This is a genomic window from Streptomyces sp. NPDC107454 (assembly GCF_055582885.1).
This window is the reverse complement of sequence record NZ_JBVJPA010000011.1, coordinates 92,162-104,615: the sequence shown is the minus strand read 5'-3', so window position 1 is coordinate 104,615 and position 12,454 is coordinate 92,162. Positions and strand designations below refer to the sequence as shown.

The window sequence follows — 12,454 nt, the reverse complement described above, 5'->3', positions numbered from 1 at the left end:
GCACGCGAAAGGCCTTAGGGCGGCCGTAAGTGACTTACGGCGGCCCTAAGGCCCCTCAGAGGTACGGAGATCCAGCCGTGGATCCAGCGGGTTTCCAGCCAGGTGTCAGCTGGTGGACGGCAGTCCGAGAATGATGTCGGAGTACTTGGCGACGGCGAGGACCAGGCCGATGACGCCGAGCGAGACGCCCGCCCAGGCGACCGACTTGATCCAGGCGGCCTGCGGCCTGCCGGGGGCGCCGAAGGCGGGCCGGACCAGGACCACGACGCCGACGATCAGCGCGGCCAGCGCGAAGAGGCCGCCGACCAGCGCGGTGGTCGCCCAGGCGTCGCCGTAGACCTCCTTGACCTGCTTGGCGACGCTCGCGGACGAGGAGGTCCCCAGCTGGCCGACGAGGGTCTCGCGGGCGGCGGCCACGGTGGCGACCCAGCTGCCGGTGAGGGACACGACGCCAAGGCCGGCGGAGACGACGGCGGCGGCGCCCTGGCCGACGCCGGGGGTGCCCTTCTCGGCCTCGGGGGTGTCCTCGCCCTCCAGGGCCTCGGCGTCGAGGTCGTCCTGGTCCTCGGCGTCCGCGGCGTCCTCGGCTTCGGCGTTGCCGGTCTCCTCGACCTCGGCGTCCGGCGCCTCGGCGGTCTTGGTGGCGTTCACGGTCTCCTCGTCGCTCTTTGCCTCGGTGCCGTTCGCGTCCACGGCTTCGTCAACTGTCTTGGTTCCCATGACCCGCACCGTACGGACGGAGTCTGAGAAGTCTCTTAATGATCGTTGTGAGCGACGACCACGATCATCGTTGCTCACGCGCGCGTGCCGCCCGCCACTCGGGCGCGAGCACCGACCAGACCTCCATGTCGAGGCGTACACCCCGGTGGGGGTAGCTCTCCCGCAGCACCGCGTCCCGGGTCATCCCGAGCCGCCGGGCGCCGTTCACGCTCGGCACGTTCGCGGAGGCGGCGATCCACTCCACCCGATGGATCCCGCGCTCCTCGACGGCCCAGTCGATGAGGATCCGCATCGCCCTGGTGACCAGACCGCGTCCGGTACCGGCGGGTTCCAGCCAGCAGCCGACCTCGCAGTTGCCGTGCTCGGCGTCGAAGTTCAGGAAGAGCACCCCGCCGACGAGCTTCCCCTCCAGCCACAGACCGTGCAGGGACCCGGTGTCGGCGGCGCGCATGTCGGCGTACCGCTGGAGTGTCTCCCGCGCGGAGGGCACGTCCGTGGCCTTGGACCCGAAGGGGATGTACTGCCCGATGAACTCCCTCCCCCGGTCCAGGTGCGCGAGGAACTCCTCCGCATGCCAGGGCTCCAGGGGCCGCAGTTCCGCGCCGTCGTCACCCAGGGATATCGCGTACATCCCGTTCCCGCTCCTTCTCCAGCTCGTCCTCCAGTACGTCCGCCACCTCGGCGTCCGTCGCAGCGGCCAGCCTCTCATGGGCGGCGCGGCACTCGGGCGGCTCGACGCTGATGCGCGGCAGCCACCGGTCGAGCCGGCGGGGCAGCCACCAGTTGGCGCCGCCGAGCAGATGCATGAGGGCGGGGACGAGCAGGGTGCGCAGGACGAAGGCGTCGAGGGCGACGGCGGAGGCGAGGGCGATGCCGAACATCGCGATGACGCGGTCGCCGCTGAGCACGAAGGCGAGGAAGACCGAGATCATGATGACGGCTGCGGAGTTGATCACCCGGCTGGTCTCGGCGAGCCCGACCCGGACGGCACGCCGGTTGTCGCCGGTCTCCAGCCACTCCTCGTACATCCGGCTGACCAGGAAGACCTGGTAGTCCATGGAGAGCCCGAAGAGGACCGACACCATGATCACGGGAAGGAAGGGCTCGATCGGACCCGCGCGGCCGAGGCCCAGCAGTTCGCTCCCCCAGCCCCACTGGAAGATCGCGACGACCACCCCGAACGCGGCGGCCACGGCGGCGATGTTCATCACGGCGGCCTTCAGCGGGATGCCGAGCGAGCGGAAGGCGAGCAGGAGCAGGGCACAGCCGAGGCCGATGACGACGCCCACGAAGAGGGGCAGTCTGCCGACGATGACGGCGGCGAAGTCGTCGTAGCTCGCCGTCACCCCGCCGACGCGCACGTCGAGCCCGCTGCCCGCCTCGGCGCGTGGCAGCACCTCGGTGCGCAGCCGGTCCACGAGGTCGCTGGTCTTCTGGGACTGCGGCGCGGAGTCCGGGACGACGGTGAGGTACGCGGTGGCGCCCCCGGTGCCGTACGTCATCGGGGTCACCGAGGCGACCCCGGCGGTCGCCCGGAGTGCGCTGTCCAGGCTGTCGAGGGCGAGCCTGTCCTCGGCGCCGCCGACGTGGGTGACCAGGGTCAGCGGCCCGTTCACGCCCGGCCCGAAGCCCTTGGCGAGGAGGTCGTACGCCTGCCGGGTGGTCGCCGACCTGGGGTTGTTGCCCTGGTCGGAGGTGCCGAGGTGGAGGGAGAGCGTGGGCAGCGCGAGCACTGCCATGACGAGCACGGCGAGCGCGCCGAGCAGCTTGGGGCGGCGCTCCACGAACACCGACCAGCGGGCGGCGAGTCCGGTGGGGAGCTCCGGCTGGGGCCCGTGCTCGCACAGCCTGCGCCGCTCGCGTCGGCTGAGGGCTCGCGGGCCGATGAAGGACAGGAGGGCGGGCAGCAGGGTCACGGAGGCCGCGACGGTGAGGACCACGGTCAAGGAGGCCGCGATCGCCACACCGTTCAGGAAGCTGAGCCGCAGGATGAGCATGCCGAGCAGGGCGATGCAGACGGTGGCGCCCGCGAAGACGACCGCGCGGCCGGTGGTGGCGACGGCGTTGCGGGCCGCCTCGTCCACGGAAAGCCCGCGTTTCAGCCCGCGCCGGTGCCGGGTCACGATGAACAGCGCGTAGTCGATGCCGACGCCGAGGCCGATCAGCATGCCGAGCATGGGCGCGAAGTCGGCGACCGTCATCGCGTGCCCCAGGAGCACGATCGAGGCGTACGCCGTCCCGACGCCGACCAGGGCGGTGGCGATGGGCAGCAGGGAGGCGGCGAGCGAGCCGAAGGCGAGGAAGAGCACCACGGCGGCCACGACCACGCCGACGACCTCGGCGAGGTGCCCACCGGAGGACTCCGTGAGCCCGATGGCGCTGCCGCCCAACTCCACCTGGAGCCCGTCGGTCTCGGCGGCCTTGGCGGCGTCGACGACGGCCTGTGCCTCGCTCCTGGAGAGGTCGTCGGCCTGGTCGTCGAAGGTGACGGTGGCGTACGCCGTACGTCCGTCGCCGCTGATCCGGCCCGTGCCCTGCCCTTCGTAGGGGCTGACGACGGAGGCCACGCCGGGCAGCGCGGCGATCTCGTCGAGGGCGCGGGTCATGGTCTGTTCGACGGCGGCGGAGCGGACGGTGCCGGGGCCGGTGCGCCAGACGACGGTGTCGCTGTCGCCGCCGAGACCGGGAAACCCCTGCCGCAGCAGCCGGTCGGCGCGGCTCGATTCGGTGCCGGGTGCCTCGTAGTTGTTCGAGTACGCGGAACCCGCGACGGCCGCGGCGGCGCTCACCCCGCCGAGGGCGAGGAGCCACAGCAGAACGGTGACGAGGCGGTGCCGTACACACCAGTGTGCAAGGGCTGCCAACGGACAAGCTCCCTGAGTGATTTATGGATCTTTACCGGGAGTTGCCCGCAAAGAACGCATGACGAATACGTCATCACTCTTGCAGCCAGAAGCGGCCGTTCATCTCATTCGTGGGTCTACTCACGAGAGTGCGAGTTAGTTCACACGACAATCCGGTGAACTCTGTCGCACCAAGGGGCCCGGACACGCCTGGGGGGATGCATCGAAGCCGATGCATCCCCCCAGGTGGGTACTTGACGGGTACTCAGCCCTCGCTGACGCCCAGCTTCTCCAGGATGAGTTCCTTGACGCGGGCCGCGTCGGCCTGGCCACGGGTGGCCTTCATGACCGCGCCGACCAGGGCGCCGACCGCGGCCACCTTGCCGCCGCGGATCTTGTCCGCGACGCCCGGGTTGCCGGCGATGGCCTCGTCGACGGCGGCGGTCAGCGCACCCTCGTCCGAGACGACCTTCAGACCGCGCTTGTCGACGACCTCGTCCGGGGTCCCCTCGCCCGCGAGCACGCCCTCGATGACCTGGCGGGCGAGCTTGTCGTTCAGATCTCCGGAGGCGACGAGCTGCGTCACCCGGGCGACCTGCGCCGGAGTGATGGGCAGGTCCTCCAGGGCCTTGCCCGACTCGTTGGCGCTGCGCGCCAGTTCACCCATCCACCACTTACGGGCGGACGCGGCGTCCGCACCGGCCCCGATCGTGGCGACGATCGGGTCGATGGCACCGGCGTTCAGGATCGACTGCATGTCGTGCGCCGAGACACCCCACTGCTCACGGAGGCGGTTACGACGCGCGAGCGGCTGCTCGGGCAGGCCCGCCCGCAGCTCCTCGACCCACTCGCGGGACGGGGCGACGGGGACGAGGTCGGGCTCCGGGAAGTACCGGTAGTCCTCGGCCTCCTCCTTCACGCGGCCCGAGGTCGTGGACCCGGTGTCCTCGTGGAAGTGGCGGGTCTCCTGGATGATCGTGCCGCCGCTGTCCAGAACCGCGGCGTGCCGCTGGATCTCGAAGCGGGCCGCACGCTCCACGGAGCGCAGCGAGTTGACGTTCTTCGTCTCGGAGCGCGTGCCGAACTTCTCGCGGCCGTGCGGGCGCAGCGACAGGTTCACGTCGCAGCGCATCTGGCCCATCTCCATGCGGGCCTCCGAGACGCCGAGCGCCTTGATGAGCTCGCGCAGCTCGGCGACGTACGCCTTGGCGACCTCGGGAGCGCGCTCGCCCGCACCCTCGATCGGCTTGGTGACGATCTCGATGAGGGGGATGCCCGCGCGGTTGTAGTCGAGCAGGGAGTGCGAGGCGCCGTGGATACGGCCGGTCGCGCCACCCACGTGGGTGGACTTGCCGGTGTCCTCCTCCATGTGGGCGCGCTCGATCTCCACGCGGAAGACCTCGCCGTCCTCCAGCTGTACGTCAAGGTAGCCGTTGAAGGCGATCGGCTCGTCGTACTGGGACGTCTGGAAGTTCTTCGGCATGTCCGGATAGAAGTAGTTCTTCCGGGCGAAGCGGCACCACTCGGCGATCTCGCAGTGCAGCGCGAGGCCGATCTTGATGGCGGACTCGACGCCGGTCGCGTTGACGACGGGCAGCGAGCCGGGCATGCCGAGGCAGGTCGGGCAGGTCTGCGAGTTGGGCGCGGCGCCCAGCTCGGTGGAACACCCGCAGAACATCTTGGTCTTGGTGCCGAGCTCGACATGGACTTCGAGGCCCATGACGGGGTCGTACGTCGCGAGAGCGTCCTCGTACGACACCAGCTCGTCGGTCGTGGTGGTCACGGTGAAAACTTCCCTCTCAGCCCAGCAGGACGTCGTCGTCGCCCAGGCGCCTGAGCTCCCGGTAGAGGATGGCGAGGCCGGTGACGATGGCGGCGGCGGACACGGCCGCGTCGATGAGGCGCAGCGTGTCGTGCTCCGTACGGGCCTTCTTGGCCTGCTTGGCGACGCCGATCGCACCGAACGCGGTGCTCGCGATGGACAGGTACGTGCCGGACTTGGACTTCTTGAAGCCCTTGGCCTTGGTCAGAGCCTTACTCACAACGACGGAGCCTCCTCGAGCAGCGGGTGGCCCCACTTTTCCACGAAGGCTGCCTCGACGGCGGCGCCGACCTTGTACAGCCGGTCGTCCTTCATCGCGGGGGCGATGATCTGCAGACCGACCGGGAGGTTGTCCTCCGGCGCGAGACCGCAGGGCAGCGACATGGCGGCGTTGCCCGCCAGGTTGGTCGGGATGGTGCACAGGTCCGCGAGGTACATCGCCATCGGGTCGTCGGCGCGCTCGCCGATCGGGAAGGCCGTGGTGGGCGTCGTCGGGGAGACGATGACGTCGACCTTCTCGAACGACTTCTCGAAGTCGCGCGTGATGAGCGTACGGACCTTCTGGGCGCTGCCGTAGTACGCGTCGTAGTAGCCGGAGCTGAGCGCGTACGTGCCGAGCATGATGCGGCGCTTGACCTCGGGGCCGAAGCCCGCCTCACGGGTGAGGGAGGTGACCTCCTCGGCCGACTTCGTGCCGTCGTCGCCGACCCTGAGGCCGTAGCGCATGGCGTCGAAGCGGGCGAGGTTCGACGAGCACTCGGACGGGGCGATGAGGTAGTACGCCGCCAGCGCCAGGTCGAAGGACGGGCAGTCCAGCTCGACGATCTCGGCGCCGAGCTCCTTGAGCAGGACGACGGCCTCGTCGAAGCGCTGCACGACACCGGCCTGGTAGCCCTCGCCGCGGAACTGCTTGACGACACCGACGCGCATGCCGGCGACGGAGCCGTTGCGGGCCGCCTCGACGACCGGCGGGACCGGGGCGTCGATGGAGGTGGAGTCCAGCGGGTCGTGGCCCGCGATGACCTCGTGCAGCAGCGCGGCGTCCAGGACCGTACGGGCGCAGGGGCCGCCCTGGTCCAGGGAGGAGGAGAACGCGACCATGCCGTACCGCGACACCCCGCCGTACGTCGGCTTGACGCCGACCGTGCCGGTGACGGCGGCGGGCTGGCGGATGGAGCCGCCCGTGTCCGTGCCGATGGCGAGGGGCGCCTCGAACGAGGCGAGCGCGGCGCTCGACCCGCCGCCGGAGCCGCCGGGGATACGGGTGAGGTCCCAGGGGTTGCCGGTGTGGCCGTACGCGCTGTTCTCGGTGGAGGACCCCATGGCGAACTCGTCCATGTTGGTCTTGCCGAGGATGACGACGTCGGCGGCCTTCAGCTTCTTGGTGAGGGTCGCGTCGTACGGCGGGATCCAGCCCTCGAGGATCTTCGAACCGACGGTCGTCGGGATGCCCTCGGTGGTGAAGATGTCCTTGAGCGCGAGCGGCACACCGGCGAGGGGGCCGAGCTTCTCGCCCCGCTCCCGCTTGGCGTCGACGGCGCGGGCCTGCGCGAGGGCGCCCTCGCGGTCGACGTGCAGGAAGGCGTGCACCTTCTCGTCGACGGCCTCGATCCGGGCGAGGTGGGCCTCGGTGACCGCGACGGCCGTGAGCTCGCCCGCGGCGATCTTCGCGGCGATCTCGGCCGCCGTCAGCTTGATGATGTTGACGTTGGTGTCCGTCATGGTGATTAGTCCTCCCCCAGGATCTGCGGCACCTTGAAACGCTGCTGCTCCTGGGCCGGGGCGCCGGAGAGCGCCTGCTCGGGGGTGAGCGACGGACGGACCTCGTCCGCGCGCATGACGTTCGTCAGCGGCAGCGGGTGAGAGGTCGGCGGTACGTCTTGGTCGGCGACCTCGCTGACGCGGGCGACCGCGCCGATGATGTCGTCGAGCTGGCCGGCGAAGTGGTCGAGTTCTTCGGCCTTCAGCTCCAGACGCGCCAGCCGTGCGAGGTGGGCGACCTCCTCGCGCGTGATGCCAGGCATGCAGCGATCCTCTGGGTGAGAGTGTGTGGTTTGGCCCAATCCTATGGGTCCGGGGCCGATGCCCGCGCACGGGTTTGCCTCAGGCCCCTCTCCCACCCGCACCACCCGTGACGGTTCGTATACGAGATGGAAGTCACCGGCGGCGGTTCCTCACCGTCGGCGCCGCCCCGCTGAGCACGCAGCTTCCCGCGCCCCTGCCGAGGTGCGGACGCCGACGGCGGTGCACCCCCACAGGAGAACTCGCCTTGTCGGGAGACCGCCACGGGCGGTGCGCGAGCGGGAGAACCGGGCGCCCCCACCGACCCGCACCCGACGAACTAACCGGCGGAGCTACTCCGCGGCGGGCAGCGCGGCACGCGGCCGCTGCCAGCCGCGCGACCCCCGCGCCAGCAGCCACGCCGTCGCCTCCTCCGGAGGCATCGCCGCCGCGACCAGCCACCCCTGTACCGCGTCACACCCGAGATCCCGCAACCGCTCCCAGGTCTCGTCGTCCTCGACACCCTCCGCCACGACGAGCAGCCCCAGCGAATGCGCGAGATCGACGGTGCAGCGCACGATCTCCGCGTCCTCGTTGTCCACGGCGAGCCGCGCGACGAAGGACCGGTCGATCTTCAGCTCGCTCACCGGCAGCCGCCGCAGATGCACCAGAGAGGAGTACCCCGTCCCGAAGTCGTCCAGCGACATCTTCACGCCGTGCCCGGTCAGTCCGGCCAGCGTGTCCGCGGCCCGCTGCGGGTCCTCGAGGAGCACATGCTCCGTTATCTCCAGCTGCAAGGCCCCCGCGGGGACCCCGTGCCGGGCGAGCCGCGCGGCGACCGAGCCCGCGAAGCCGGGGGTGTGGACGTCCCGGGGGGACACGTTCACCGCGACCGGTACGCGCAGTCCCTGCGCCCGCCAGCGCGCGACCTGCGCGAGCGCCGTCTCCAGCACGTACTCGGTGAGGTGCGGCATCAGTCCGGACGACTCGGCGATCGCGATGAACTCGTCCGGCGGCACCTTCCCCCGCTCGGGGTGCACCCAGCGGACCAGCGCCTCGAGGCCGGCCACCTGTCCGTCGAAGCGGACCTTGGGCTGGTAGTGCAGTTCGACGTCACCGGCGTCCAGCGCCCGGCGCAGATCTCCCAGGAGACCGAGCCGGTCCGGTGTGTTCGAGTCCCGCTTGGACTCGTAGACCTCCACCCCCGTACGGTCCCGCTTGGCCTGGTACATCGCCACGTCCGCCCGCCGCAGCAGCCCCTCCGCGTCCAGCGCGTGGTCGGGGAAGACGGCGAGCCCGGCGCTGGCCTCCAGGACGAGGGTGAGTCCGTCGAGGTCGAGCGGCGAGCCGAGGGCGGCGACGAGATTGCGGGCGACCCGCGTGGCCGACGTGGTGGAGTCGGCGACGGGGAGTAACACGGCGAACTCGTCCCCGCCGAGCCGCGCGGCCTCCGCCCCGCGCGGCAGCGCCAGCCGCAGCCGGTCGGCTATCTGAAGGAGCAGCCGGTCGCCGGCGAGGTGCCCCAACGTGTCATTCACCGAACGAAAGCGGTCGAGGTCGATCAGCATCAGGGCGGACCGCGCGCCGATGCGCTCTGCATCGTCCAGAGCCGTCCAGGTCCGCTCGAGCAGCCACTGGCGGTTGGGCAGTCCGGTCAGCGGGTCGCGCAGTTGCTCCTCGGCCCGGACGCGGGCGATCCACAGGGTGGAGTCGAGTGCGATGAGAGGGATCGAGAACAGCGGCAGCAGCATCGGCTGGGCCACGGCGACCACGCAGATCAGCGGCGCGATACCGAGCAGCGCGACGGCCACCAGGCCCTGCCTGACCAGCGCCGTGCGGGTGGCGGTCGGCAGTCCGCCGGTGCCCGGCGCGTGCAGGTACCAGAGCAGGACGTGGGTGATCGCGAGATAGGCGGTCGCGACCAGCACCACCTGGGGTGCGGCGTAGAAGTTCCAGCTCTCCGGGTTCCAGGGCGCCTCCACGGACGGCACCCGCCCGAACATGGCGAGGACCAGCGCTCCGGCGCCGATGCCGAGGATGTCGACCGCGCCGTGCAACACCCCCTGGCGCCAGCGGCCCCGGCGCGCGGCGCCGACCAGCACGACGACGGTCAGGCTGACCATCCCGGCGGCCACCCAGCCGTACAGCAGCAGGACCGCGAGGGTGAGCGCGGCGCCGGAGCCCGTGCCGCCCCACCAGCGGGCGCGGCCGAGGGCGACCAGATGGCCGACGATGATGCCGGTCAGTACCGCCAGCGACCAGCCGACCGCGCCGGACGGGAAGAGGGCGTGGTGGCCGCCGAACGCCCGGTAGAAGCCGCCGCCGAGGACGAACGCGGCTGCCCCGACGACCGCGGCGGGCAGCGTGGGCCAGGAGAGGTGCCGTTCGGGTTCGTGACCGGACAGGTCCCCGCCACGCCCTGCGGCGAGCCTGTCGGCGCCCGGGGCGGGGGCGGCTACGGTGAGGGGTGGTGCGGAGCCCTGCCCGCCCGTGCCGGGGCGCTCCGACGGACGCCCCGTCCGGAGGCCGGCCATCCACGCGCCGGTCATCCGGCGCAGGCGCAGCCGTGAGTCCGGGGCGGCGCTCTCGGTCGGTTCCATTCCCGTCCCTCTCACAGCCGGCGGTGCCCACGCCACGCGGCCCGTTGCCGGCGACAACTGCCAACGGCACCGCGTCTGAAAACCCTTCCCCAGACTCTTGCGGAGCAGGGGATGCCCCAACCGCAGCTGGGCACGGCAGGCGCACATCTCAACAGTAGGCCGCAGAAGGCTTCTACGGGCAGCGGTCGACGACGGTTGCCCGAATGCGACCCGGCCACCCGTATGCATCTGATATGCGCCGAACGGGTGGCCTTCAACCGCTACTCCTCGGTCGGGAGGGCGACTTCCGCGGCGGCCTCCGGTCCCTGTTCGAGCAGAACGGCGAAGCCGTCCTCGTTCAGAACCGGCACCTTCAGCTGCATCGCCTTGTCGTACTTGGATCCCGGATTGTCGCCCACCACCACGAAAGACGTCTTCTTCGAGACCGAACCGGTCACCTTCGCTCCCCGGCTCTGAAGGGCCTCCTTCGCGCCGTCCCGCGTGTGGTGTTCGAGCGTGCCGGTGACGACGACGGTGAGTCCTTCGAGCGGCCGCGGGCCCTCGTCCTCGCCGGAACCCTCGTCCTCCGTACGGACGCCCGCCGCCCGCCACTTGCGGAGGATCTCGCGGTGCCAGTCCTCCGCGAACCACTCCTTGAGCGAGGCGGCGATGATCGTGCCGACTCCCTCGGTGGTGACGAGCTCCTCCTCGGTGGCCTGCTCGATGCGGTCGATGGAGCGGAACTCGCGCGCCAGCGCCTCCGCCGCGACCGGCCCGACATGACGGATCGACAGGCCGGTCAGGATCCGGGCGAGCGGGCGCTCCTTGGCCGCCGCGATGTTGTCCAGCATCGCGATCGCGTTCTTGTTGGGCTCCCCCTGCTGGTTGGCGAAGACGGTGGCGATCTTCTCCTCGCCGGTCTTCGGGTCGCGCTTGGGCAGGCCGCTGTCCTGGTCGAGGACGTACGCCTTGATGGGCAGCAGCCGCTCGATGGTGAGGTCGAAGAGGTCGCCCTCGTCGGCCAGCGGCGGTTCGGCCGGCTCCAGCGGCTTGGTGAGGGCCGCCGCCGCCACATACCCGAAGTGTTCGATGTCGAGTGACTTGCGGCCCGCGAGATAGAAGAGACGCTCACGCAACTGGGCCGGGCACGAGCGCGCGTTCGGGCAGCGCAGGTCGACGTCGCCCTCCTTCATCGGCCGCAGCGGCGTACCGCACTCGGGGCACTCGGCGGGCATCACGAACTCGCGCTCGCTGCCGTCCCGCAGGTCGACGACCGGGCCGAGGATCTCGGGGATGACGTCACCGGCCTTGCGCAGCACCACCGTGTCCCCGATGAGGACGCCCTTGGCCTTCACCACGTCCTGGTTGTGCAGGGTGGCGAACTCGACCTCCGAGCCGGCCACCGTGACCGGCTCGACCTGCGCGTACGGCGTGACGCGGCCCGTGCGGCCGACGCCGACCCGGATGTTGACGAGCTTGGTGTTGACCTCCTCGGGCGCGTACTTCCAGGCGATGGCCCAGCGCGGCGCGCGCGAGGTGGAGCCGAGGCGGCCCTGCAGCGGGATCTCGTCGAGCTTGACGACGACTCCGTCGATCTCGTGCTCCACGGAGTGCCGGTTCTCGCCGTAGTACGCGATGAACTCCCGTACGCCGTCGAGGTCGTCGACCACCTTCGCGTACCGCGTGGTCGGCAGGCCCCAGGAGTGCAGCAGCGCGTACGCCTCGGAGAGTCGGGCGAGGCCTTCGAAGCCCGCCAGGGCGCCGATTCCGTGGACCACCATGTGCAGCGGGCGGCTCGCGGTGACGCGCGGGTCCTTCTGGCGCAGCGAACCCGCCGCCGCGTTGCGCGCGTTGGAGAAGGGCTTGTCGCCGGCCTCCACCAGGCGGGCGTTGAGCTGCTCGAACTTCTCCATCGGGAAGTAGACCTCACCGCGGATCTCCACCAGGTCCGGCACGTGGTCGCCATGGAGGCGGTCCGGAATCTCCGCGATCGTGCGCACATTGGGCGTGATGTCCTCGCCCGTGCGGCCGTCGCCGCGGGTCGCCGCACGGGTGAGGCGGCCGTGCTCGTAGGTCAGGTTGACCGCGAGGCCGTCGACCTTCAGCTCGCACAGGAAGTGGTGGTCCGAGGTGCCCACGTCCTTGGCGACGCGCTCGGCCCAGGCCGCCAGCTCCAGGTCGCTGAAGGCGTTGTCCAGCGAGAGCATGCGCGAGCGGTGCTGGACGGAGGTGAACTCGGTCGCGTACGCGCCCGCGACCTTCTGGGTCGGGGAGTCGGGGGTGCGCAGCTCGGGATACTGCTCCTCCAGGGCCTCCAGCGAGCGCAGCAACCGGTCGAACTCCGCGTCGCTGACGACCGGCTGGTCCTTCACGTAGTACCGGAAGCGGTGCTCCTCGATCTGCTCAGCGAGCTGCGCGTGCTGCTCCCGTGCCTCGGCGGGCAGGGAATTGGGCTGTGCGTCCTTGTCGCCGGCCACCGTGTTGTCCTC

9 protein-coding genes are annotated in these 12,454 nt (G+C 70.8%); all 9 read right to left on the bottom strand.

Features of this window, described 5'->3' with window-relative positions; genetic code table 11:
* Positions 1–105 precede the first annotated feature (105 nt).
* The 9 genes from ACZ69M_RS27935 to ligA all read right to left on the bottom strand — a co-directional run bounded on the left by ACZ69M_RS27935 (position 106) and on the right by ligA (position 12,442).
* On the bottom strand, positions 106–720 hold the full coding sequence (locus ACZ69M_RS27935) for a hypothetical protein (RefSeq protein ID WP_470054034.1): 615 nt from the start codon (positions 718–720) through the stop codon (positions 106–108).
* 64 nt (positions 721–784) lie between these two features.
* Positions 785–1,351 (bottom strand): GNAT family N-acetyltransferase, encoded by a 567-nt coding sequence (locus ACZ69M_RS27930; RefSeq protein ID WP_054234584.1) that lies wholly within the window; start codon positions 1,349–1,351, stop codon positions 785–787.
* Positions 1,329–3,584, bottom strand: a complete 2,256-nt coding sequence (locus ACZ69M_RS27925) for an MMPL family transporter (RefSeq protein WP_470054032.1) — start codon at positions 3,582–3,584, stop codon at positions 1,329–1,331. The genes ACZ69M_RS27930 and ACZ69M_RS27925 overlap by 23 nt, the downstream gene beginning before the upstream one ends.
* A gap of 244 nt (positions 3,585–3,828) precedes the next feature.
* Positions 3,829–5,346, bottom strand: a complete 1,518-nt coding sequence (gene gatB, locus ACZ69M_RS27920; protein WP_470054030.1) for an Asp-tRNA(Asn)/Glu-tRNA(Gln) amidotransferase subunit GatB — start codon at positions 5,344–5,346, stop codon at positions 3,829–3,831.
* 16 nt (positions 5,347–5,362) lie between these two features.
* Positions 5,363–5,605, bottom strand: a complete 243-nt coding sequence (locus tag ACZ69M_RS27915) for a hypothetical protein (RefSeq protein WP_054234587.1) — start codon at positions 5,603–5,605, stop codon at positions 5,363–5,365.
* Positions 5,602–7,107, bottom strand: coding sequence for an Asp-tRNA(Asn)/Glu-tRNA(Gln) amidotransferase subunit GatA (gatA, locus tag ACZ69M_RS27910; protein ID WP_470054025.1), 1,506 nt, complete (start codon positions 7,105–7,107; stop codon positions 5,602–5,604). The genes ACZ69M_RS27915 and gatA overlap by 4 nt, the downstream gene beginning before the upstream one ends.
* A 5-nt stretch (positions 7,108–7,112) precedes the next feature.
* Entirely contained in the window at positions 7,113–7,409 is a 297-nt protein-coding gene (gene gatC, locus ACZ69M_RS27905) for an Asp-tRNA(Asn)/Glu-tRNA(Gln) amidotransferase subunit GatC (RefSeq protein ID WP_010984178.1), read from the bottom strand.
* Between the two features lie 330 nt (positions 7,410–7,739).
* Positions 7,740–9,986, bottom strand: a complete 2,247-nt coding sequence (locus ACZ69M_RS27900) for a putative bifunctional diguanylate cyclase/phosphodiesterase (protein ID WP_470054023.1) — start codon at positions 9,984–9,986, stop codon at positions 7,740–7,742.
* 260 nt (positions 9,987–10,246) lie between these two features.
* Positions 10,247–12,442: an NAD-dependent DNA ligase LigA gene (ligA, locus tag ACZ69M_RS27895; protein ID WP_470054021.1), complete on the bottom strand. Its 2,196-nt coding sequence runs from the start codon at positions 12,440–12,442 to the stop codon at positions 10,247–10,249.
* Positions 12,443–12,454 lie beyond the last annotated feature (12 nt).

Excerpts from the sequence above, each read along its gene's own strand:
- ACZ69M_RS27935 (WP_470054034.1), bottom strand. The coding sequence starts at position 720 with ATGGGAACCAAGACAGTTGACGAAGCCGTGGACGCGAACGGCACCGAG.
- ACZ69M_RS27930 (WP_054234584.1), bottom strand. The coding sequence starts at position 1,351 with ATGTACGCGATATCCCTGGGTGACGACGGCGCGGAACTGCGGCCCCTG.
- gatA (WP_470054025.1), bottom strand. The coding sequence starts at position 7,107 with ATGACGGACACCAACGTCAACATCATCAAGCTGACGGCGGCCGAGATC.
- gatC (WP_010984178.1), bottom strand. The coding sequence starts at position 7,409 with ATGCCTGGCATCACGCGCGAGGAGGTCGCCCACCTCGCACGGCTGGCG.
- ACZ69M_RS27900 (WP_470054023.1), bottom strand. The coding sequence starts at position 9,986 with ATGGAACCGACCGAGAGCGCCGCCCCGGACTCACGGCTGCGCCTGCGC.